This is a genomic window from Paraburkholderia sp. J7, from assembly GCF_905220155.1.
Lineage (GTDB): Bacteria > Pseudomonadota > Gammaproteobacteria > Burkholderiales > Burkholderiaceae > Paraburkholderia.
In genome coordinates, this window is sequence record NZ_CAJMYZ010000003.1 from 392,544 (window position 1) to 415,906 (window position 23,363).

A 23,363-nucleotide genomic window follows, 5' to 3' on the forward strand; every position below is an offset into this window, starting at 1 on the left:
GGGCTCCTGGGAGCCCCGTCTGGGTTAGCACTTCGCCAAATCAGCTATTACTTTCGGAGTGCTTCGTGTTTCTCGCGTAGCGTAATTCCCACGGTGAAAGACCAGCGGAGGGACGCTATGGAGGTGGCTGCGCAAATTCGGACAGGCGGAAGTGAAGCGCTCGGGGGCTGCGCCAGCGAGAATGCTGTCAAGAATGAAGCAGCATCAAGTACGAGGAGATCCACCTGAAAGTGCACGAGCCGGTGAGCGCCCGAACGAGCAGAGCCGCCTCCGCCCCCACCAATGTTAACCGGCTTAATGGGCTAGTGTTTCGCTAGGAGTCTCGCCAAACCAACGTTTGTAGTCGGTGGTAAAGTGCCCTAGATGGGCAAACCCCCACTGATACGCCACTGCCGTCACCGTTGTATTTTTTGGATCTGACTTCAATAGCTGCTCACGCACCCGATTAAGTCTGATGCCCTTCAGCAGGTGCATGGGTGACGTATTCCGGTACTTTCTGAATCCCGTGTATAACGAGCTTGTGCTGACCCCTACGTGCTCCGCAATGGTCCCGACCGTTATAGGCTCGTGCGCCCGTTCCTCGATGAAAAGCTCTGCTTTTCTGATAAATGCCGGAGTCACGGAACGAGAGCGATCTTCATTGAGTGCCTGGCTACGATTGCTCGCTTGACTGATAAGCAGCAGCGAGCCAATCATGTGCTCGACTTGCGCTGCTAACAGTGGCGATGATGAATGCGTACCGTCAAGGTAATCGAACAGCCATTGCATGGTGGAAGCCCACCGTCTGCCGGCTGCGGAATCGAGCGGCATCGCGGTTTCGAATTCCACTCGGGTTTGCGCACCGTTGCCGAGATGCTGCCCGCACAGACGCTCGACCAAGGCGCGATCAATACGAAGAATCAGCTTTTCCGTGCCCGTCGTATGAACGATTTCATGTTGTTGGCCGGCATTAAGAATCGAACCCACCGCAGGCGATGAACTGATGGACTGGTTTCCATTGGTGATGTACTCACCGCCACTGAGTGGCACTTGTACCAGATAGAAGTCGTCAAATGTAGTCGGTCGGATCCTGACTTCGCCGCCGTAACTCATTCGCCCAATGCCCATTGAGCCATACCCTCGATACATCAGGCGCGCATCGAGTTCACCACGCACATCAATATTTCGAAGTTCGTTTTCGCAGAATGTACGCGTCCCCCAATCTCGGGCCTGCTCTATATCGCGGGTCCGAAATAGCTCGTCATCAGTATAGGGACCGGAGTCGTCACTACCCTCATGATGCAACTCCTCTATATGTTTCATTGATCTATAAGCTAGAAGTTTTGAGCTATTAAGGGTCGAGACTGGATTGTCGGTCAAATTATACATTCGTCAAAAAAGACCACCATACGTACCTCCCCTATCGACTACGCGGACTAGCCCTGATCAACTGCGGAGGTCGGATTCAGCTGATTACGCATCGCGAGTTATTGTATTTTGCCGGTCGAGGTCGTGGACAGTTCACGGAAGTGCACCTCCCTTTGGAACCTTGAACGAGGGACAGTATGCAACGATTTCCTCGGGCGTCCATTCCATGCAGGGGCGGAGCCAGATTGGCGCCACGATAGAAGTAGACCACGCCTTTGTGGTTGCCGGTCGTGCCCGCGAAGTTCAATGCAATTGCATCCCACTCTTCGTTGGGGAACGGATACCGGAAGTTCGGAGGTGCGCTTCGCCTGACCGGACAGAACCGCAGTCTGATCTCCATAGACTTCGGATGTGGGACCGACGAAGTCCACCGGAGTCGGCGGGGTGTGGTTGGCATTGGGGCGCTGCAAACCATCTTCATCCATGCGCATTCGCACCGCCTCCGTCTATTTTGACTGCTCTCGTGAGTGCCTTGATCGCGCTCAAGATTGTTGCACGCAGACTATTCCAACCCCACCTGGTGAACTATCCAAATCGTGCACGGAATATCCCGATACTGCAAGAACCATAGCCCCCGTCGTCCGCAGGCATGGGCCACGAGTCGATCTGCAAACGGATTCACAGCCGGTCTGCTGTTCGTTCAGAGGGAAGAATCAGGGTCACTGTCATCGAGTTCCAACGATGAAAGCCTCCCGAGCGGCAGAGTGCTGCGGCCTGGATATTTGTCGTTTCCGGCGTCAGTTTCATGCCGCTTGTCAAGACCGGTGGTTTTCAGATCCCAGGCGGGTGATCTCGCCCCCAAAAGCAAATCCCTCGGTGAGCACTTACACTCAAACAAGTTGCGTCCACAACGTACGTCGTTAGAGGTTTCCGGTGGACCGGTGAGTATGCCAGGCGCGGCCGCACCGGAGTTTGATTTTCCGTGAGTCGAATGTCTACAATGCCAGATTCACAAGCGAGAACGAAAGAGACGTGCCGGTCGGCGTGTGATTTTGAACGACCGTAGCGGTCATCGCCTGGATATGGGGTTTCCCGCCGTTAGGCATCGAGCTGCCTCGGCTCGACGAGGCGCCCGCGGTAAGACAGTGCCGTCAAGTCACAAGGATGAGTATCCCCACATCACATTGCCTCGACACCTGGTTCGGAAAGCGGCAGGCTGCTCGCCGCCGTGAAGGGGAGCCGTCGAAAAGGTTTCCGGCGTCCGCCTGCCACCTTGAAGCGGACGGTTCAACGGTCGATACCAGGCGGCCGCTCAGGGTCGATATGACCCATTCGCTCTCGGCGGAAGCACATTGGCTTTGCTGCCTGCGGGGTTGGAGATCGACGCACTCACCTGGAAGCGCGCGATTCCGCGGGCACACCTGTTCGCCTGCCAAATGGTGACATTACAGCCGTAATGTCGTGTACGGTTGCTCAGTTGGATTTGTTGCGGTTTACGTTGGAATTATTATCAGGCGCGGTTGCGACACATCGTCATCGCACAGGAAGCCGGCATCGCAGCAGTTCGGGAATGAAACTTCACCGACTCAAGGGAATTCAGGCGGAGGCCGAAGCGCGGATCGGCCCGGGCGCAAGATACTCAAAACCGGCTGTGTCGCATCAAGGCATCGCGGCGTGGAGGCAATTCTCCTTCGCGGCCGCGATCGATTCAACGAAGCGAACGAGTTACACCGACTTCTCGACCGCAGCTAGTGGCACCTTCGAGCACAGAAGCGCCTTGACGCCCTGCTGGACGACGTGGCCGTCCTGATTCACAACCTGCACGTCGAAAAGTGCGATGGCCTGCGTGGGCTTGGACTTGCTGTCGCGCAACTCGTTGATCGTGTAGTTGACGAACATCGTGTCGCCGACGAACAGCGGCGCGACGAACTTCCACTCGTTGATGCCGAGAAAGGCAATGGCGGTCTCGCGTAGCTCGCCCGTACGCGCCCACATCAAACCATGGGCATAGGCAAGCCCCAGCATCCCGTGTGCGACACGCCGCCCAAACTGACTGTTCTTCGCATACACGTCGCTGGTATGCAATTCGGAAAAATCGCCGGTCAGCCCTGCGAAGCCGACAAGGTCGGCATCGGTGATGGTTCGACCGGGACTGCGAAACTGCATGCCCACGTAGAGATCGGGGTAGCTATACCCAGTGCGTCTTGCATCGCTCATGATTCGGTATCCGTAGTTTATCTGTCGCCCCAGCGACCAACCGTCTGTTCCTGTACGCCCAGTCCCTCGACGCTCAGCTTCATGATATCGCCCGGCTTCAGATACTTTTCGGGCTTCATGCCGAGTCCGACGCCCGGAGGCGTGCCCGTCGTGATCACGTCGCCCGGTTCCAACATCACGAATTCGCTGATATAGGAAACGAGTTTTCGGATCGGAAAGATCATGTCGGAGGTCGACGAGTTCTGGATGCGCTCGCCGTTCAGTTCGAGCCAAAGCGGTAGATTCTGAACGTCCGCAATCTCATCGCCCGTCACGAGCCACGGACCAAGCGGCCCGAACGTCGGCGCCATCTTCCCCTTCACCCACTGGCCGCCTTGTTCCAGCTGGAACGCCCGCTCGGAAACGTCATTGCACACGCAATAGCCGGCGACGTAGTCGAGTGCGTCCTCCTCGCTGACGTCGTGCGCGCGCTTGCCGATCACCAGCGCGATTTCGACTTCCCAGTCGGCTTTCGTCGACTTCCGCGGCAACAGCACGCGATCGTTCGGACCGGTGATGCACGACGGCGCCTTGTTGAAGAGAATTGGTTCAGCCGGAATCGGGGCGTTCGTTTCGATGGCGTGCTGCACGTAGTTCAGCCCGACCGCGATGAAATTGCCTGGGCGCGCCACGCACGCGCCATAACGCGGCGTGCCCTCGACGATGGGCAGCGTATTCACGTCGAGGCGGCGAATCTTCGCGATACCGTCATTCGCGAAGAACGTCGGATCGAAATCATCGACATGCGCCGACAGATCGCGGATCTTGCCGTTCGCATCGAGCAAGCCGGGGTTCTCCTCGCCTGCGTTACCGAAACGTACCAGTTTCATAATGTGTATCCGTTGAATAGAACAGGTTTTCGACTCAGCGAAGCTTGCCGAGCCGGCTAATTTCAAGCGTATAGATTTGAGGCTCGCCATGCGAAGCGCCGACGCGACTCCATTGCGCGTCAGCCAACTGCGCCGCGGCCGCGTTCGCGCCCTCTTCGGTCGTGCATTCGACCAGCACGATGCGCGCAGGCACATCGAACACGCCGCCGCGATGCTGGGCCTCGTTGGTCTTGACGTTGCTCGCATCGAGATCCGCGGAGAAGAGATGCGCGGCGACGACTTCCGGACTCGCGAGCAGCGCCGGAAAGACGTCCGATGCGACGAATTCCCTCGCCTCCGCCGGTGCGTTCCGCTCGCTCTTCAACTGCATGGTCACCACGTAGGCGCCGTTACTGTCGCCAGCCGTATGCTCGATCCGGCACAACGAGCGCGCAGTGTTCCTGAAATGTCTGACGCACGCCTGCGTGGCGGGCGTTGGATTGTTCAGGCGCTCCAGGTAGGCCGCGCCCGTCAGCACATCGAGATCGGCCGCCTCGTAAATCGTCAGCCACTCCGGAGTCGCCCGTGCGCCGCGATACCGGCGGCCACGCAAAAATCCGTCAAGCGACAGGCGCTCGGGAATATGCTCCTTGTTGTGCCACGCGTAGAAGTCTTCGCGTGCACCTTGCGCGATGTCGTTCCAGATCAGGACGACGGCAGATCCTAAAATTGACATGATTAGGTATCCATAACAATCATCAGGCCTGGCGCTGCACGCCGAAGAACTCGAGGATGGCGTCGATCTGCCCCGAGTGCATATCGACGCCCGTCACGACGGGACAACCGCAGCGCATGGCGTGAGCGACCAACGCAGTGGGACGGTCCGCGGGCCGCAGCACCACATCGCCAACGAGAACACTCGCATCGAGCGGTCCGAACCCTGCGGGCATGCCGTCCGTTTCGCGCATGCCGACAACGGACGCGTTGACGATCAGATCCATGTCAGCGGCCTCTGCAGCGCCTGCGCCAACGCGACATGCGCCCGCAGTTTGCGAAATCGCATTCGCGACGTGGCGCGCCCGCGCTTTGTCCGGATCGAATAGCGTGATGGCTGCGACGCCCGCATCGATCAATGCCCCCGCAATGGCGCTGCCCGCTCCACCGCATCCCAGAACGAGTGCGCGCCGCCCCCGAACGGTATGGCCTTTCGCTAGCACACCGCGCACGAAGCCTTCGCCGTCGAACATGTCGCCGAACCAGCCGCCGCCTGCATTGCGACGCAATGCATTCACGGCGCCGACGCGTAATGCACGCGGATGCAGTTCGTCGGCAATGGCTAGCGCATAGGCCTTGAACGGGGACGTCACGAGCACGCCATCCAGATTGCGCAGTTTGAGCAGCGCGGGCAGCACGTCCCGAATCTCGTCGCTGGCGATATGCATCGGCACGAGCACCGAGTCGCGGCCAGCCCTCGCGAACTCCGCGCAATACACCTGCGGCGAGCGCACCTGCTCGATCGGGTCGCCCACGATCGCATACAGGCGCGTCTTTCCCGTGATCGACGGCGCGACGCTCATGCGTGACTCCGTGCCCATTGCGCAACCCGCTCGGAGCGATAACGGCGTTCACGGCGCGACGTCTCGCCGGCGAGGCCCATGAGGTCCGTCGAAAAGATGCGTGCGTCCATCTCGCGCAGATCCGGCGCAATGGGCGTGCGGAAATCCATCTGGCCGAACACATCGCGCTCGATATCGATACCCGGCGCGACTTCCACCAGTTCGAGGCCGTCCACTCCGACCCGGAACACCGCGCGCTCGGTTACGAAAAGCGCGGAGTTGCCCTTACCGTGCGCGAGCGCCGCGTTGTAGCAGATCTGCTCCAGCGAGCCGACGAACTTGCGGTGCCGCCCTTCCTCCACAATCTTCGCGCGACCGCCTTCCCATTGGACGTCGAGGCCACCTGCCGTCAGTGTGCCGCTAAAAATGACCCGCTTCGCGTTCTGGCTGATGTTGATGAAGCCGCCTACGCCGACGATCTTGTCGCCGAAGCGGCTGATGTTGACGTTGCCACGCGCATCGACTTCGGCGAACGAGAGGAACGCGAGATCGAGGCCGCCGCCGTCGTAGAAGTCGAACTGCGAAGGCTGCTCGATCATCGCCGCGAAATTCTGTGCGCCACCCGAATCGCGGCCGGTGATCGGCGCACCGCCAATCAAGCCCTGCTCGTTGGTCAGCACGACCGAGTCGAGCAGCCCTTCTTCCGCCGCAACTGTCGACAACCCCGTGGAAATACCCGCACCAAGATTGCACACCGCGTGGGGGTACAGTTCCATCGCCGCGCGGCGCACGATGACCTTGCGCGGCCCGAACGGCAGCGCCTTGATCTCGCTGAGCGGCACGCGCAGTTCGCCGGCGTAGCTCGGATCGTAGTCGGTGGCGTAGGTCTGGCGTTGGTCCGCCTCTACCACGACGAAGTCGACAAGAATGCCAGGGATCTTTACCTGCTTAGGCGGCAGCGTCCCGCTGCGCGCCATTCTCTTCACCTGAACGATGACGATGCCACCGGCACGGCGCGTCGCCTGCGCCATGGCGATCATCTCGCCGAGCACGGCTTCCTGCTCCATGGTTACGTTGCCGTCCTCGTCGGCGGTGGTACCGCGCAGGAAAGCGACATCGATGGGAAATGGCTTGAAGCGCAACCATTCTTCACCGTCCAGATGGAGCACTTCGACCAGTTGCTCTTCCGTTCGCGGGCTTTGCCGCGCGCCCTGCTGACGTGGGTCCACGAACGTGTTCAGGCCGGTCTTGGTGATGAGCCCCGGCCTGCCGCCGGCCATCTCGCGCATCAGTTGCGAGAGCACGCCCTGCGGCAGCGTATAGGCCTCGATGCGATCCTCCGCGGCCATTTTGAGCAAGCCGGGCGAATCGATCAGCGCGCTGGTGATCGCGCGCTTGAGCAAACCTTCGTGAGCAAGGTGGCACGCACCCAGCGAGATTCTGTCGCCAATGCCGACCACGCTGATCGAGGTGAGATCGCGCGGTTGGTCCTCGCGCTTAAAGCGCCGCTCGACCGCGGCCAGCAAGGCTTCGGGCACGGCGTGGCCGCCGCCGGATCCGCTGATGAGAACTGAGTCGCCTGTGCGCAGCAAAGCTGCGGCTTCATCGGAAGTAATTCGTTGCATGGCGCGATTGACTGTCTGGTTGACCGGGGCCGCTAGCACGGCTGGATTACCCCAATGTAACCGGTCTCATTGTCGAGCTCAAGCGCATCATCGAATTTTCACCAAAACCGAGGGATAACCACTACACACCTGCTTTACCGGGGGCCGGACAAGGAAAAATAGCGGCCAACGCTTGTAATTACATTCATGTAACCGGTATTTTTGAATGATCGTGCGGGCATTTCGCTCAGACCGAACCTTTCCACAAGCCTGCATTCGACACGCGCCCAATTCAGGGGGCCGGCCTCGCTATAATTGGGCCGACTGCGCTATCGACCGAGCCATGCATGATCAAAGCAAAATCGACAACTGAAGATGCAACGGGGTTAAAGAAGACCCGATCCGCGAGCGTCACCCTGCGCGACGTCGCAAGGTTCGCCGGCGTATCGTCCGCAACGGTCTCGCGCATGATGAATCGTCCGGAGGCCGTCTCCGATGAACTGAGGGAGCGCATCACGGCGGCGATCAACCATTTGGGCTGGGTGCCGCACGCCGCCGCGCGAGCACTCGCGACCCAGCGCACGGCCACCATCGGCGCGGTCTTTCCCACGGTGTCGAACGAGCACTTCGCCACGGCAATCCAGGAACTACAGGAAGCGCTCGAATCCGCTGGCTATACGCTGCTGCTCGGCTGCTCGCAGTACGATACCCAGCGCGAGTACAACCAGATCCGCAATATGCTCGAGCGTGGCGTCGATGCCGTCGTGCTCGTCGGGGAATCGCACCACCCGGACCTTTATCCGCTGCTTGCCCAGCGGGGCGTACCGTTCGTCAACACGTTCACCTTTCGAAAGGACAGCGAGCACCTGTGTGTTGGCATCGACAACCACAAGGCGTTCTTCGACTTCACGACTTACCTGCTCGGCCTCGGCCACCGCCGCTTTGCCATGCTGTCGCAAACCGCGGATTCGAACGATCGCGCATGGGCGCGGCGCGAAGGCGTGCGCGATGCGCTCGCCGAGCATGGGCTCGGCATATCCGCGGCGCACATGGTCGAGGGGTTCTGGGGCGTCGGCGTGGGCCGCAAGTTGTTTTCGCAGGTCATGAGCACGCCTCAACCGCCCACTGCGATCATCTGCGGCAACGGGTCGTTTGCGATCGGTGCGATGCTCGAAGCGCTCAAGCGCGGCTACGACGTCCCGAAGGATTTGACGCTCGCCAGCTTTGACGACTTTGAGATCATGTCCGAACTCCCGATTCCCATTACCACCGTCAGTGTGCCGAGCGCGGAAATCGGCCGTGCGGCCGCGCAGATGATCCTCGCGGAACTGTCGGGGAAGGGGCGGCCCGATAGCGTTGAATGCGAAGCGCAAATCATCATTCGGGCCTCCTCGGCTCCTCCGCCACCCGAAAGCCGCCCTTGAATCCGTAGCGCCCGCATGGTCGGCGGCTCCGCCCGACTGCCCCCCCTCTCACGCACGAAGAAGTTGCACGCGTCACCGCGGCGCGCTTGCGCGCCTGATCGACGTAGCCAAGCGAACAACCCGCCGCCCCGAACCCTCGCCCCAGACGCCACGTCTACGCTTTTCTTGTAAGCGGTATCAACGCGATGAAAATCGCCACACAGCGGGCAGTCATCCGATTTTTGCCGAAAATTCAGCTAATTAAGTATATTCCCTAGGTTTATCACAATCCACTCGGAAGATGTTGATTCCACATTTGAGACCGGTTACATTGCCCTACACATAACACCCCAAATGGAGACACAATGCCTTCAGATATCGCCCTCGATCGACAAGTCGCCGCCGGGCCGTGGTATCGAGAGATCAGCGGCACCCAGTGGCGCGTACTCATCGCTGCATGGGGAGTTTGGGTCAACGACGCACTCGATTTCCTCGCCATCACGTTCGTCCTGCGCGATATTGCGAGCACTTTCCACGTCGCACTCGAAACAGCGTCCCTGCTCCTTCTCGCGACGTATGGCGTCCGCTGGATAGGCGGTCTCGCATTCGGCGGATTGAGCGACAGAATCGGGCGCAAGATCCCCCTGCTCATCACGCTGGCCTGGTTTACCGCCGGTGCGGTCGCGACCGGTCTCTCGTGGAGTTTCGCGGCACTCGCGGTGTTCCGCCTGCTGCTCGGCTTCGGCATGGCGCCTGGATTCTCGCTGGGCGCAGCCATGGTCGCGGAGTCGTGGCCGGAGCGATATCGCGCCATCGGCATCGGCATTCTCGACACCGGTTGGGGCCTGGGAACGATCGGCGCCGCACTCGCCTACCAGTTCATCTACCCGACGTTCGGATGGCGCGGCATGTTCTTCGTCGGCTTGCCGCCCGCCATCATTCTTGCTCTCTTTATTATCTTCTTCGTGCCTGAATCGGAGGCGTGGAAGCGTGCCCGCACGGCGAACGCAAACAAGCCGAAGAAGAATCCTGTTGTCCAGCTATTCAGCGAATACCCCGGGCGTGTCGCTTATCTCGCAGTCCTGATGTTCGTTCTGTGCTTCGGGAACTGGCCGTTCCAGGCGCTCTTGCCCACGTACCTGCGCAACCTGAATCTGCCCGCTTCGTTTGTGAGCGCCGTGGCAATGTCGTCGGCAGTCGGACAGATCCTCGGGTTCGTCGCAAGCGGCTTCATTGCCGAAAAGCTCGGCCGACGCATGGCCATCTCCATGATGATCGGAATCGGCGCAGTGTGCGTCGCCGCCCTCGTGCTGACGACCGGCAATACTCCCCTGGCACTCGTGTTCGCGCTTCTGAGCGGGTTCTTTCTGGTTGGCGCTTCCGGGATCTGGGGCACGATACTCACGGAAAACCTCCCCCTGGACGTTCGCGCATCGGGCGTTGGCTTCCTTTACAACTTCGGCGTCATTGGCGGTGGCCTCGCGCCGTTCATTACGTTGTCGACCATGAATCACCTGTCGCTTTCGATGGCCACCGCCATCATCGCCTTCTCGATCGGCGCAGCGCTACTCGGTGCGATCCTGCTTTATTTCACGCGCGAAACCCGTGGCTTGAATCTGAGCGAGATAGATAGCGAAAACGATAAATAAGCCGTCTGGAGCACGCTGACTGCCGTATAGCAAACAACGCGGCGATCAGGGTTTTTACCCATGAACCACAAAAAATAACGATAGGAGTACCGATGAAAAAGACATTCCTCGCATCCACGCTTGGGCTCGCCGCGCTGGGCGCACACGCGCAAAGCAGCGTCACGCTGTACGGTATTGTCGATACGGGCATTGGTTACCAGAGCAGTTCAGCGGCACTAGGCAGCAACGCGGGCGGCCGTTCGCTCGTCAAGATGGCGCAGGGCGTGTGGGCTGGCTCGCGCTTTGGCCTGAAGGGCGCCGAAGACCTGGGTGGCGCCACACGTGCGATCTTCCAGCTCGAAGAAGGCTTCAATTCGGCCACGGGCGCAGAACAGACGACGGGCCTGATGTTCAGCCGCACGGCCTTCGTCGGTGTTGCGAACGCGAATTACGGCACGCTGACGGCTGGCCGCCAGTACGCGCCCTACTACACGCTGCTCTCGCCATATAGCCCGACCACGTGGCTGACGGGCGCTTATGGCGCGCATCCGGGTGACCTGGACTCGATGGACACGATCTATCGCATCAACAACGCGTTGATCTATACGTCGCCAAATTTCTCCGGCCTGACCGTGAGCGGCATGTACGCACTGGGCGGCGTGGCGGGCAGCACGGGGGCCGGCCAGTCCTGGAGCGTGGCGGCACAGTACCTGCACGGCCCGGCGGGCATTGCGGTGGGCTTCGAGCGGCTGGACAACTCGACGAGCGGCGGCGGCGCGTGGGGCGCGAACTCGACGGCCAGCAGCAACGGTGAGCCAGGACTTTCGGCGATCACCAACGGCTTCCGGGAAGCGGCGGCACAGCAGCGCTTTGCGGTAACCGCGGGCTGGCAATTCAGCCCGCGGTGGGACATCTCGGTGGCGTACTCGAATGTGCAATACATCGCTGGCACGGGCTCGAACTTCGCCGACACGCAGATCTGGAACACAGGCGGCGTGGTACTCCACTACAAGCCGTTCACCACGCTTGATCTGGCCGCGGGCTTCAGCTACACGCGTGCGACCCGCGCCAACGGCATCGAGAGCGCCGCGACATACGCGCAGTACAACCTGTCGCAGTACTACACGCTGTCCAAGCGCACGGGGCTGTACTTCGTCGAGGCCTACCAGCGTGCCGGCGGCCAGACGCTTGGCAACAACGGGCTGGGCAACATCATCAACGCGACAGCGGACATCGGCGACGGCCAGAACAGCGCGCCGTCCTCGTCGCGCAGCCAGGTGGCCGGCGCGATCGGGATCGTTCACCGTTTCTGATCATACTTTTCGCGCTTCGGGCGCAGTATCTGACCCCGGCGCCTCTCGGCGCCGCCTTTTCCGGGAATATACATCTGGAATGGGCGGCCTAATCACACAAATTCCGATGATGCTGAGCATGCTTTCCCGTCACCCGAGAGCGCGCCATTTCAGGACGATTTCGCACCGCGAGCGCAAGGGTCACGATGATTAATCCTCGTCCACAATGTCAATATAGGATCCACATATCAACTAGACTCAAAGAGCGCACTCGACCATAAGTTGCCTGTGCGAAGCATGTAGTCGTGGACAACCGCTGAGCGAGCGCTCTGTCATGGCGGGACTTCAGTGACTCCCGCAATGGAGGCAGTCATGGTTCGGACAATTTGCACAGTCCTATCACTTGCTGGCCTGTTGGGAGCATGGACTAACGCGTTGGCTGACCCGATTCGAATCGAGTCTGGCTCCTATGGCGAAAATTGCGGCGCGCGCCAGGGCAACTCGACGCGTGAACTGGCTCAGCGCTGCAACTCCGTCTATACCTGCCGTATCCCAGTCGCGTTGCCGGCGGCCTATCGTGCCCAAAATGCTTGCCGAGCCGATTTCGTCGCCGAATGGTCGTGCGGATCAACGGAATTCCACCGAGCCGAAGTTAAGGCCATCGGAAAAAATGGAGGCAGTCTCGTGCTGACTTGTGTCCCCTCCACTGGTGCTGGCAAATAACCGCCCGCCGAACGATATTCCCTGGTCACCTCTGGTCGACACCCGTTCAACGCTCGGGCGACCTATCGTCTCGAGCGTTCTGCACCACGCGCGGAACTCGTACTCGCGCAGAGTTGCCGTCGGCCCGTGGCTCGCGTGAATCTCAATTGACTACGACACCATTCGAAAGACAGTCCCCTTGCGCACTGCATCAATGACCCAATTGCGATTCAAACAGGGGGTCCTGGGTTTGGGTTGCGCTGCACGTTACCAATCGGCAACGTTGCCGTGCCGATCCGGGTGAACGGAGCCTAGGTACGGTCAGTGTTGCAGGCCCGAGCGTGCGGAGTACGATGGGGCAAATCGAGCAAATCGCTCCGAAGCTACAAAGTACGACCGCCGAACTCTCCGAGCTATGGCCGTTGAGGCGAAGTGTCACTGCGCTACACAATCGGAGAGCGATGGTGGCGTGAGTTTCCAGAGCGCAAGCTCAGGAAGGCGGGAGAAGTCGAGAATATCGCCCGGCAAAAGCAAGCAGGCTGTGCCTTTGGTCACTTGCAGTGCGTTATCCGCGGCGTTTTTGGCGTTGATCTTGACGCGGCCGGTCTCGCGACACTCATGCGGTGCGATGTGCAAGCGATGCACATGACAAGGTGAGAAAATGCGGTTTGCGTGAAACGGATGCGGCGCTGTCGAATGAGAATAAACCGATAAATAATAAGGTTGAGGCGTACGTCGTTCAAACTCACGCCGGGCCACTACGAGCTGATCTGCAATAAGCCAGGGCACTACGCGGCAGGCATGCACACGACGCTCGTCGCGACGCAGTGAATCGCGCGCGCGATTCTCTTCCCGGTCAGCGCATGCCAATGCACAGCACTCCAGAGCATTACTCCTCTACCCCGATCGCCGCAGCCGGGCGAGTACGGCTGCGACGATCCGGTCGCAATGCCTGCCGCCGAACTCGAACAGGTCAGGGCCCAGCCGGTCCAGCTCCTGCACCAGCGATTCACGCAACATCTGCCTCGCCCTGAAGTGCCGGCTGCGTACCGTAGCCTCGGCAATGCCCAGGCTCTGTGCCGTTTCCTCGATGCTTAGCTCCTCAACGGACCTGAGCACGAACACCGTTCGAAACCCCATAGGCAGTGCGTCGAGCTTGCGCTCCAGCAGCGCACGGATCTCCGCGCGCGAGGCCGACTGGTCGGGGGCGCAGTCGTCATGCGTGTTCAGCGGATTCATGTCGGCTGTCATCTGCTCGTCCTCGGGACAATCCGGCAGCATGGGCACGACGTTCTGGCGGCGAGCCGCACGGCGCATCCTGCCGAGGCATTCGTTGAGCACGAGGCGCGACAACCACGTATAAAGCGCGGCGTCGCCCCGAAATCCTGCGAGCGCCCTGAAGGCCTTCAGATACGCGTCCTGCAACGCGTCTTCCGCTTCGGCGTCGTTGCGCAGCGTGGCGCGGGCAAGCCGGTAGAGGCGCCGATTGTGGCGGCGCATCAATAGCTCGAAAGCCGCGAGATCGCCCGCCAGTATGCGGCGCACGATATCCGCATCCGGATCCGTCGATCCGCTCGAATGCAGGTCGGCCATTGCAGCGCCTCGCTCTGTCATGGTGTGGGCTCGACGATCAGTGTGCCACGCATCGCCGGATGAAAGCGGCACCCGTAGCCGTGACGGCCGGGCTCGCTCATCACATCTCGCCAGGACGCTTCAGGTGCGATGCTGCCTGAGTCGAATGCTTTTGCATCGGTGCTCGCCGTATGCGCCACGAGGTCCCTGTTCACCCACACGACACTGTCCCCGCGGTGCACGGTCAGCGTCGACGGGACGAAGCGCATCTGCTCGATCGTCACGACCCAGGTCTTCGCAACCGCGGGCCCGGCGTCAATCATGCACAGGATAGCCCAGACCCCCGGCAAGATAAGTCGTAGGCCGCTCATTGCGCAGTCACCAGCGATGTCTGCACGCGCTTTGCGTGATCCAGATGCGCGACGAACGCAGGCCGGACTTTCACGAGCAGTGCCTTCAGTTCGGCGTTCTTCGCGGTCGGGATCAGGGTCTTGTCGAGTGCGTCGATGACCTGTTCGTGATAGGCAACTTCATGATCGATATACGCACGATCGAACTGTGCGCCTTGCAGTGGCTTGAGGGCCGCAATATTGGCTTCACCGCCCTGCTTCAGACTGTCGCTGGTCGGATTGGACTCGGGTGTAACGTGGAGTTTCTGTACGAGGTTGACGGCCGCCTGGTTGACGCTGGTATGGTCGGCGACCATGCGTTCGGCGAACGCCCTGACGTCTTTCGACTGCGTTTTCGATCCGGCGAGCCTGCCGGCATCAATATCGGCCTGGTTCGCCGCGACGACGATAGCGGCAATCTGCGGATCGGTCGGGCCAGAACCCTGCGCCAAACCGGTAGCGCATGCGAGCGCAAGCGCGGCGAGCAACGGCCAGCGGAAGCTTTTCATCTGAGTCTCCTCAACGGGCGGACGGCTCGTCGGGCGCACTGAGCGTTCGACGACCATCCTGCACTCGCGGAAATAGATGTCGCGAGCCGCAAGGCTGTTCCCGAATCCGGCACGATCGAGCTATGCGGTTCGACCGGCTGAAATAGAGCGCAGCGCGAATCGCTTATTGGGTTCCGTATTCGGGGACAGGCTCGTCGGTGCGATCGCCCTCAACTTCGCCCCCCTTCGAAACCCTTGTGGCCTTCGCGTGGCGCTTCGCAAACGAATGGACGCGCCAGGAACACGATCAATGGGGTAGCACGCGCATGAGAAATTCCTTCGCTCGCTCCGATTGCGGATCCTCGAAAAAGGCGTCCTTGTGAGCGTCCTCGACGATAATTCCCTTGTCCATGAACAGGACACGGTGCGCCACCTTCTTCGCGAAACCCATTTCGTGCGTGACGCACATCATCGTCATGCCTTCGCGCGCAAGTTCGATCATCACGTCGAGCACCTCGTTGATCATCTCGGGGTCCAGCGCGGACGTCGGCTCGTCAAACAGCATCGCAATCGGATCCATCGACAGTGCCCGAGCAATCGCAACACGTTGTTGCTGGCCACCGGACAACTGCCCAGGATACTTGTCGGCGTGTGCCCGAAGCCCAACCCGGTCAAGGAGCGCCAGGCCCTTCGCGGTCGCGGTCTCGCGATCCCGGCCGAGAACCTTGATCTGCGCGAGCGTCAGGTTTTGCGTGATAGACAGGTGTGGAAACAGCTCGAAATGCTGGAACACCATGCCGACCTTCGCGCGCAGCTTCGACAGGTTTGCACGCTTGTCCCCAACTGACTGACCGCCAACGACGATCTCCCCTTGCTGGAACGGCTCGAGGCCGTTCACTGTCTTGATCAGCGTCGACTTGCCGGAGCCAGACGGACCGCATACGACAACCACTTCGCCCTTGTTGACTTCGGTCGTGCAGCCAGTCAGAACCTGAAACGATCCGTACCACTTCGACACATCTTTCAGTGCAATCATCAAAATATCCTCGTGATCCGCGGGCAGCCTGGTTTCCTCAACGCACATGCGCCTGCGCAAGCCGTGCTTCTACGTGACGCTGGCCCCACGACATAGCGGTACTGAGCAGCCAGTAAATCGCCGCCGCTGCCAGATAGAGTGGTAACGGCTGAAACGTGGACGCAATGACTTCCTGTGCCGCGCGCAGCATCTCAGTCACGGTGATCACTGAAACCAGCGACGTGTCCTTGATCAGGCTGATCAGTGTATTGCCAAGACTTGGCACAGCGATCCTCAAGGCCTGAGGGCAAATGACGTACCGCAGTGCCTGCAGGTGACTCAGGCCAAGGCTGTGTGCCGCACTCCACTGACCTCGACCGATACCGAGAATCGCACCGCGCATACTTTCGGAAAGATAGGCGCCAGCGTTGGCCGTCAACGCAAGAATGCCTGCGCTCGTCGGATCCAGAGAGATGCCTAGACCGGGCAACCCGTAGTACACGAGGAAAATCTGTACGAGTAGCGGCGTGCCGCGCATGAGGCTGACATATCCACGGGCGACGCCGGCGACCAGCGGCTGCCCACTGATTCCCATGATAGCGACGACGACACCGACGCACAGGCCAAGGACAGCGGCGGCCAGCGCGAACTTCAAGGTGATCATCGCGCCCATCAAGAGAACGGGCAGAGCGTGAATGACAAGATCAATTGGTGTCATGCGATAAATAGCCTAACGTGCGCGCCACTCCGGCAGGAAGCGGAGCGGCGCGGCAAATTGAAGGGGCGCTTACTGCGAGACGGGTTGCGTTACATCAGTGCCAAACCAGTGCATGGAGATCTTCTTCAGCGTGCCGTCCTCCTTCATCGCGCTGAGTGCACCGTTGATTGCCTTTTCGAATTCCGGATTTCCCTTGCGGAACGGAATGCCCATTTCCTGGTCGGCTCCCTTGAGCACTGCACCAGCACGCAGCGGCAGATGCGACGTCTTGATGATGTACGGCAGCATCAACCGGTCATCGAGCGTCGCATCGATTCGATTCGACGCGAGATCACTCAGCTTTTCCGCCGCACCGGGGTACGTCTGCGCATTAATACCTGTCACGGCCCTCGCCATCTGGTCATAGTTCGTGCCAAGGGTCACTCCCAACTTCTTGTCCCCCTTGAATTCATCAAGGGACGTGAAGTCGCGTTTGTCATTGGCCCGCTGGATCAACTGGGCGGCGGAGAACGTATAGGGCTGGCTGAAATCGAGCGCCTGTTTACGCTGCGGGGTGATGGTGACCTGATTGACGATCACGTCGAATTTTCCAGCCTGCAGGCCCGCGAGGATGCCGCTCCACTCGGTGGGTATGAATTGCACCTTGACACCTAGTCTGTTTGCGAGCGCCTTTGCGACATCCACATCGAAGCCTTCGAGTTCGCCGGTCGCGTTGCGGTAATCGAACGGCGGATAGGTACCCTCCAGGCCAACGCGCAGCATGCCGTTCGATTTGACTGTTTCGAGCAGGTCCTGGGCGTGGGCGCTTGCGCCTACGAAGCTGAACGCAGTCGCGACGACCGCACCGCGCAAAAGCTGATTGATAAGGCTTTTGAAGTTCATAGTCTCCTCATTGAGTGTTGGTTACTCGTTCTACCTGGTATGCCGAACGCGGAATACCCTCTCCAGCTCATTGACAGAACCACATTTCGGCTTGAATGCAACGACAGGCCGAGAAGCCAGGCATTGACACGAAAGCTGTACGGGTACTCGCGGCGCGCTCGATGCAGCCACTGGGGCGCTGAACCTTTAGAGGATTTGTCAACCATATTTCAACTCAGGCTAAACCCTCAGTCAGGGGCACTCTCACACCTGCGCAGCGAACGAATTGCGTAGCGCTCCTGGCATCAACTCGTGTCTTCGCGCTGGCCTTGTGTGGAAGCAATCCTAAGGGGGCCGAGAGAGAATTTTTTTTTAAATACCGTCCTGTTTATCCCCTAAGAGGAAGAACGAAATTCTCCCTGTCGCAGATGATGGGAATCTGGAAACTGCAACGGGAACGACGCACGGCGAGGCCGATTTCGGCCAGGCAGGTGCTCGCGCGGCTGCGTCGTCGTCACATGATGTCCGGGCGCGGACTGAAGCAAGGCATCAGTTTCGGTGTCAACCATCACCATTCAATGGGCCCAGCACGCGCGACCCTGATCCAATAGAGAACTATTTCCTTCAATTTAGGGGGAAGATGGTAGGAAGAACAAAAAAATATTCTCCTTTTGCTTTCGTACGATAACGGACTTCGAAGGCTGGATGCGATGCAGCGAAGCGGGAATCGCATCCGCCGACATTGCCTGACGACAAGCGAAGAGGCCTCATCCATGATCACCCTGCTCCGACTTTTTCGCGAGCATCCCAACTCGGTCGACGAGACGTACTTCCAGCACATGAGGATGTCGTTCTCGTTCAGCGTTCCCATGTTTCTCGCATCGCTTGCCCTGTTCGTCCACGCGCTGTTTCCTTTCCTGTTCGTGCGTACAGGCAGCAAGGTGGTGACCTCGCTGCATGACCGCATGGTGGCGTCAAGGAAAAGACGCGGTTCAACAGACTGAGCGATAGCTGTCGCTCCTGCCGCGCATGCGCAATACGGTTGTGACAAGGCACGACTGCATGGGAGCCTTCGCTGGGTTGCCTCGCGAACTTTAATATTTTGCAGATCCAACGAATAACAGTCGGCCGCCAAAATGGTTCGACAAGGAACAAACATGCATTCTGAAACCGTTTTACTCCATGGTGCCTATGATCCGGAGACGTTCGGCGGTGTGGTGAATCCGCCTGTTTTCCGCGCATCGACTATCGTCTTCCGCGACATGGAAGACATGGAGACGAGAGCCAGAGCCATGTCCAGCCCGGACGGGCAGGAACTGTGGTACGGGCGAAAAGGCACACCGACCACGTTCGCACTCCAGGAGATGCTGGCGCAACTCGAAGGCGGATACCGTTCGTTGCTGGTTTCATCGGGCCTTGCTGCCTGTACTAGCGCGATCATGGCATTCGTCAAGTCCGGTGATCACGTACTGATCTGCAACAGCGTGTATGGGCCGACACGGCATTTTGCCGATACTGTCCTGCGACGCTGTGGCGTCACGGTGACCTACTATGACTCGACGGCAGGATCCGACATTGGCGCGCTGTTCAGACCCAATACGACTCTCGTTTTTCTCGAGTCACCGGGCTCCCAGACCTTTGAGGTGCAGGACGTCCCGGCGATCTGCGCTCAGGCTCGTAAGAGAGGCGCAAAGGTTGTGATGGACAACACGTGGGCGACGCCACTGTTCTTCAAACCTTTCGAGCACGGCGTTGACGTATCTGTGCACGCGGCAACGAAATACATAGTGGGCCACTCAGATGCGACGATGGGCGTAATTACCGCCAACCGTGAGGCGTGGGCGACCATACGCGAGTATGTGTATGCCGCGGGACTTCACGCCGGACCCGATGACGCCTACCTCGCCCTGCGGGGTCTACGCACGATGGCAATTCGCCTGGAGCGGCATTTTCGCCATGGCGTGGATATCGCTAACTGGCTGGCCAACCGGCCGGAAGTCGAGCGCGTACTGCACCCCGCGCTGCCAGATACGCCGGGACACCTGATCTGGGCGCGTGACTACAAGGGCGCTTCGGGGCTGTTCAGTGTAGTGCTAAAGCCGACGTTTTCCCGCGACACATTCCGCTCGTTTATCGACAATCTTCACCTGTTCGGGCTGGGCTTCTCCTGGGGCGGATTCGAGAGCCTCGTAATGCCGTTCGATCCCCGCCATGAGCGACCAGACGGCAACTGGCCGTACGATGGATTTGCGTTCCGCCGGCATATCGGCCTCGAAGCAAAGGAGGATCTGATCGCCGACCTGGAGAATGCGCTGCGCTTTCTGCACGCGCAGTATTCGTGACCGCATCTCTCGCCTGCGGCAATTCGACGTGATCCGTTATGCGCAGAAGGCATGCTCGAACATTCACATCCTGAAACTCATGCGTGACGAGGGAGTAGTCGTCGACGCAGTATCACTGGGTGAGATAGAGCGTAGTCTCGCTGCAGGATTCCGGCCGGACGGTGACCCCGAAGGCGTTGTTTTCACAGCTGATCTGATCGACATGCCAACGCTCGGGAAAGTGCTGGCTTGCGGTATTACGGTCAATGCAGGCTCTCTCGACATGCTCGCGCGCATCGGCCAGCATTCGGCTGGCCACCGCGTCTGGCTGCGCATCAACCCAGGCTTCGGGCACGGGCACAGTCGCAAGACCAACACCGGCGGCCCGCGGAGCAAACATGGTATCTGGTTTGACGATGTCACGCGCGCCATCGAAATGGTGCGTCAGTATCAGTTAAAGCTGGTCGGCATTCATATGCACATCGGCTCGGGCGTAGACTATGAACATCTGTCGAAGGTGTGCGATGCAATGGTCGACATCGTCGAAACGCTCGATCACGACATCGAGGCGATTTCGGCGGGTGGTGGTCTTTCGGTACCGTACCGCGAGAGTGAGCCAAACGTTGATGTTGATCACTATTTCCGCCAGTGGGACGCCGCGCGCAAGCGGATCGAGCGGCATCTTGCACACGCAGTGCGAATCGAGATCGAGCCGGGTCGTTTTCTGGTCGCCGAGGCTGGCACGCTCGTGACGCAGGTACAATCAATAAATCGACGGCCAGATTGCGCATTTGTTCTGATTGACGCAGGTTTCAACGACCTTTTGCGCCCGGCAATGTATGGCAGCCAGCACCCCGTGACCGTTCACGCTCTCGACAGCACGCCTCCCGAAAACCGGCAACTAGCGAGTGTCGCGATTGCGGGCCCGCTCTGCGAATCGGGTGACGTGTTCACGCAGGACAGTACTGGAGTCGTTACGCACCAGCAATTGCCGCACCCCCAGCCAGGCGATCTGCTGCTCTTCGGTTGCGCCGGCGCGTATGGTGCTTCGATGTCGTCGAACTACAATAGCCGGCCACTCGCAGCCGAAGTACTCGTGGACCGGGGCGTGCCTCGGCTCATCCGACGTCGCCAGACTATTGACGAGTTGCTTGCTCTCGAATTGCAGGTGTGACGCTACGCTAACGCGATGCAGCCCTGGCGTTACATCACCCGTTGTGGGTTTGCTGTGATTCGTGTGCAAACGCCACGGCCTCCTCGAATAATTGGTCAAGCGCCTCGAAGGCCGGGCTTGTCACCGTGAAGGCGAGCCAATGTGGTGATGCCATTTGTCCGAACGGCTGGAGCGATCGGCAACCGGGCGTCTGCAGCAACGCAGCGACCGAGAGTTCGGGGAGCTTGAGGGCGATCAGATTTCCACAAGCGCAGGCCGTTATGCCCCCAAGCAGACTGAACGCAGTGCAGCCTGCCATTCTGTGTTCGCTGATACCGCTATATCTTTCCGCTTCAGCCCTCAACGCGACCAGCAACCGGATTTCTTCCTGTTCGTTGTACTCCTTCATGGCACGCCCCTTTTCGTCCACTTGCTAACCGCATCCGACACTCGAGCACAGCGTGTTCGCGAAGTGCGTCAGCTATACGAACCATCGGGCAGCGTTATTCCAGCCATGTGTTGGCGTGACCACATTCGGCCTAACAGGACGCGGCGTAAGCGGGTTGATGAGCCTGACAAAAGTGCGCCCATGGTCGTCCGGCAGTCCGTGGCGCCAGCGCGACGCGCGGCCACGATATCTTTCCTTAAGACGGCGAACAAGCCGTCGCAGTGCTTTGGCTTCTCATTGGATGAGGTGGAAGCGTTGCTGTCTCTGCACCACGGTCAGACGTCAGGCCAGCGCGCAGGGTTTGCAGTGGCCCGTCGATGCAGCATTGATGAAGCGCGGTCTCTTCAGACGTTTGTCGTATTGGGGTCGCTACAGGTCGGGCAAGCAGTCTGGGCGTTCGGCGACCGGTGCTGGCCAGTGGCGGCGTGGCGCTGAAGTGAGGTGGCGGCTCGAAGCTACCCGCCTTACGGCGACTTCCGGTCTCGGCCACATCCGGACGTTCGGCGAGCGGGAAACTCGCCGTTGGAATGGCCGCATTACATCTGGGACCTGACGGACGAGGTACGCGAACAATTCGGCCATAAGAGATTTTTGCGCCATCCAGCTCTGCGACTGAAGTGTGACGAGAACTGGACATTCCCTCCAACCGCGCCATTCGATCTCGGTCAGTATCACGCGGACTGGGTGTCGCCACTTTGACTGTCAGTGCTCGGTAACTTGTAGATTTTGGCCGCGTGGTGACTTCGGCCCGAAGTGAGGTATTCGAAGTCGGCTTGCACGCGAATAAAAGATATGTCCGCAGGAATCGCAGCCACGAAGTTATATTCGGTCCTTACGCCCGGATAAATGAACGAATAGGCCCATGTAGCAGGGATGAACTTGCCCTCAGCGATAAGGCGAGGAAAGTTAACCTGACGACGGATCGACTCATCTCCTATTTCGACGCGGTCATGAGAGTGAATGCCTCTCAACTTGAAATCAAGATTTTTTATGGTAAGCGGAACGACGCCTTTGTTCTCGAGGGCCGCGACAACCTCGACGATCATTTGGCCGTCCTGCAATCCCAAGAAATTAGCGGTAACCTCGAAATACATTCGCGGAAAGTGTTCGTCCCTCTTTCGCCATTTTTCGAATGCCCACCATGCGCCCACTGCAGCAACGATCGCTGTAAAACCTTTTCCGATGAATTCAAAAAACGCTGACCATGTGAAGGTGGGCATCTGCCGACTCCTGTCGCCTCGCTAGCTTGCTTGTGCTGCCGCCACCTAAAAAATATTGCTATCGGGTAAGGCGGCTGCGAGTTGCTTTCCGACCATTCTCAGTCCGACAACTGCGAATGGTAGCTCTCAACGCAAGCGGACTGACTAAGGGCAGCGGAAGCGGCCGGCCAATCACGCGCGGTTTGTCGTTGCTCGGAACTTCGTTATGGTGTGACGGTGCGCACCAAAACGCGACCGCCATTGGTTGCAGACAACAATCCGACGTGACATTGTTGAGTCCGTCAGCGAGCGCACGGGCCAGACAGCTTTCACGGGCCAACGTGTCCGTTAGTCCGCATTCAACGGTCGTCTGTGGGTCGATTCCTAACGTCTGCTCCGGGTCGCTTTATGCCCTTTGCATGAAGTGCGCGCCCGATACAATCGTCGCACTCGGTAGTCGGACGCCAGCCGGCCAGCTACAGACGTCCAACCGGGGCTCCGCGCGGACGTTCGAACGTCAGATCCAATCAGTTAGCTGCCCGTCAAGAGCCATCCAAGACCGTCCCGTCGTCGGCCGTTCTAGACAATATCGAGCGATCGTC

At 59.5% G+C, this 23,363-nt stretch carries 21 protein-coding genes; 6 read left to right on the forward strand and 15 right to left on the reverse strand.

Translation table 11 applies throughout. The features are described from left to right. Window positions 1-294 precede the first annotated feature (294 nt). The 6 genes from U5A58_RS07285 to U5A58_RS07310 form a co-directional block, all read right to left on the reverse strand. Window positions 295-1,359, reverse strand: a complete 1,065-nt coding sequence (locus U5A58_RS07285; protein WP_321960903.1) for an AraC family transcriptional regulator — start codon at window positions 1,357-1,359, stop codon at window positions 295-297. A 1,713-nt stretch (window positions 1,360-3,072) separates the two neighbouring features. After that, window positions 3,073-3,564, reverse strand: a complete 492-nt coding sequence (locus U5A58_RS07290; RefSeq protein WP_321960904.1) for a MaoC/PaaZ C-terminal domain-containing protein — start codon at window positions 3,562-3,564, stop codon at window positions 3,073-3,075. Between the two features lie 17 nt (window positions 3,565-3,581). Continuing rightward, window positions 3,582-4,433: a fumarylacetoacetate hydrolase family protein gene (locus U5A58_RS07295; protein ID WP_321960966.1), complete on the reverse strand. Its 852-nt coding sequence runs from the start codon at window positions 4,431-4,433 to the stop codon at window positions 3,582-3,584. Between the two features lie 34 nt (window positions 4,434-4,467). Further along, window positions 4,468-5,148 carry a DUF4286 family protein gene (locus tag U5A58_RS07300; RefSeq protein WP_321960905.1) on the reverse strand — a complete coding sequence of 227 codons (681 nt, stop codon included), beginning with the start codon at window positions 5,146-5,148 and terminating at the stop codon, window positions 4,468-4,470. 22 nt (window positions 5,149-5,170) lie between these two features. Continuing rightward, window positions 5,171-5,989 (reverse strand): shikimate dehydrogenase, encoded by an 819-nt coding sequence (locus U5A58_RS07305; protein ID WP_321960906.1) that lies wholly within the window; start codon window positions 5,987-5,989, stop codon window positions 5,171-5,173. Continuing rightward, window positions 5,986-7,593 carry an acyl CoA:acetate/3-ketoacid CoA transferase gene (locus U5A58_RS07310; RefSeq protein WP_321960907.1) on the reverse strand — a complete coding sequence of 536 codons (1,608 nt, stop codon included), beginning with the start codon at window positions 7,591-7,593 and terminating at the stop codon, window positions 5,986-5,988. The genes U5A58_RS07305 and U5A58_RS07310 overlap by 4 nt, the downstream gene beginning before the upstream one ends. A 326-nt stretch (window positions 7,594-7,919) precedes the next feature. Here U5A58_RS07310 and U5A58_RS07315 point away from each other — a divergent pair, with 326 nt between their 5' ends. The 3 genes from U5A58_RS07315 (at window position 7,920) to U5A58_RS07325 (ending at window position 11,916) form a co-directional block, all read left to right on the forward strand. Then, window positions 7,920-8,996 carry a LacI family DNA-binding transcriptional regulator gene (locus tag U5A58_RS07315; RefSeq protein WP_321960908.1) on the forward strand — a complete coding sequence of 359 codons (1,077 nt, stop codon included), beginning with the start codon at window positions 7,920-7,922 and terminating at the stop codon, window positions 8,994-8,996. A 344-nt stretch (window positions 8,997-9,340) separates the two neighbouring features. Further along, window positions 9,341-10,624: an MFS transporter gene (locus U5A58_RS07320; RefSeq protein ID WP_321960909.1), complete on the forward strand. Its 1,284-nt coding sequence runs from the start codon at window positions 9,341-9,343 to the stop codon at window positions 10,622-10,624. A gap of 92 nt (window positions 10,625-10,716) precedes the next feature. After that, complete coding sequence (locus U5A58_RS07325) at window positions 10,717-11,916, forward strand: porin (RefSeq protein ID WP_321960910.1); 1,200 nt, start codon at window positions 10,717-10,719, stop codon at window positions 11,914-11,916. Between the two features lie 1,116 nt (window positions 11,917-13,032). On the opposite strand, the gene U5A58_RS07330 is transcribed toward U5A58_RS07325, so the two are convergent. The 7 genes from U5A58_RS07330 to U5A58_RS07360 all read right to left on the reverse strand — a co-directional run bounded on the left by U5A58_RS07330 (window position 13,033) and on the right by U5A58_RS07360 (window position 17,661). Continuing rightward, on the reverse strand, window positions 13,033-13,467 hold the full coding sequence (locus U5A58_RS07330) for a hypothetical protein (RefSeq protein WP_321960911.1): 435 nt from the start codon (window positions 13,465-13,467) through the stop codon (window positions 13,033-13,035). Window positions 13,468-13,494: 27 nt separating this feature from the next. Then, window positions 13,495-14,190 carry an RNA polymerase sigma factor gene (locus tag U5A58_RS07335; RefSeq protein WP_321960912.1) on the reverse strand — a complete coding sequence of 232 codons (696 nt, stop codon included), beginning with the start codon at window positions 14,188-14,190 and terminating at the stop codon, window positions 13,495-13,497. 17 nt (window positions 14,191-14,207) lie between these two features. After that, complete coding sequence (locus U5A58_RS07340; RefSeq protein ID WP_321960913.1) at window positions 14,208-14,540, reverse strand: cupredoxin family copper-binding protein; 333 nt, start codon at window positions 14,538-14,540, stop codon at window positions 14,208-14,210. Beyond that, window positions 14,537-15,067, reverse strand: a complete 531-nt coding sequence (locus U5A58_RS07345) for a DUF4142 domain-containing protein (RefSeq protein ID WP_321960967.1) — start codon at window positions 15,065-15,067, stop codon at window positions 14,537-14,539. Before U5A58_RS07345 ends, U5A58_RS07340 begins: the two co-directional genes overlap by 4 nt. Before the next feature lie 286 nt (window positions 15,068-15,353). After that, window positions 15,354-16,082 carry an amino acid ABC transporter ATP-binding protein gene (locus U5A58_RS07350; RefSeq protein ID WP_321916620.1) on the reverse strand — a complete coding sequence of 243 codons (729 nt, stop codon included), beginning with the start codon at window positions 16,080-16,082 and terminating at the stop codon, window positions 15,354-15,356. A 37-nt stretch (window positions 16,083-16,119) separates the two neighbouring features. Continuing rightward, window positions 16,120-16,779: an amino acid ABC transporter permease gene (locus U5A58_RS07355; RefSeq protein ID WP_321960914.1), complete on the reverse strand. Its 660-nt coding sequence runs from the start codon at window positions 16,777-16,779 to the stop codon at window positions 16,120-16,122. A 69-nt stretch (window positions 16,780-16,848) separates the two neighbouring features. Then, complete coding sequence (locus tag U5A58_RS07360; protein WP_321960915.1) at window positions 16,849-17,661, reverse strand: transporter substrate-binding domain-containing protein; 813 nt, start codon at window positions 17,659-17,661, stop codon at window positions 16,849-16,851. Window positions 17,662-18,413: 752 nt separating this feature from the next. Between U5A58_RS07360 and U5A58_RS07365 the strand changes: the two genes are divergently transcribed. From U5A58_RS07365 to lysA, 3 genes are all read left to right on the forward strand, one after another. Next, window positions 18,414-18,644 carry a DUF6356 family protein gene (locus U5A58_RS07365; protein ID WP_321960916.1) on the forward strand — a complete coding sequence of 77 codons (231 nt, stop codon included), beginning with the start codon at window positions 18,414-18,416 and terminating at the stop codon, window positions 18,642-18,644. Window positions 18,645-18,797: 153 nt separating this feature from the next. Beyond that, window positions 18,798-19,982, forward strand: coding sequence for a cystathionine beta-lyase (gene metC, locus U5A58_RS07370; protein WP_321960917.1), 1,185 nt, complete (start codon window positions 18,798-18,800; stop codon window positions 19,980-19,982). Next, complete coding sequence (gene lysA / locus U5A58_RS07375) at window positions 19,948-21,135, forward strand: diaminopimelate decarboxylase (RefSeq protein ID WP_321960918.1); 1,188 nt, start codon at window positions 19,948-19,950, stop codon at window positions 21,133-21,135. The genes metC and lysA overlap by 35 nt, the downstream gene beginning before the upstream one ends. A gap of 34 nt (window positions 21,136-21,169) precedes the next feature. On the opposite strand, the gene U5A58_RS07380 is transcribed toward lysA, so the two are convergent. Both U5A58_RS07380 and U5A58_RS07385 read right to left on the reverse strand, forming a co-directional pair. Beyond that, entirely contained in the window at window positions 21,170-21,523 is a 354-nt protein-coding gene (locus tag U5A58_RS07380) for a hypothetical protein (protein ID WP_321960919.1), read from the reverse strand. Window positions 21,524-22,233: 710 nt separating this feature from the next. After that, window positions 22,234-22,782, reverse strand: coding sequence for a hypothetical protein (locus U5A58_RS07385; protein ID WP_321960920.1), 549 nt, complete (start codon window positions 22,780-22,782; stop codon window positions 22,234-22,236). Window positions 22,783-23,363 lie beyond the last annotated feature (581 nt).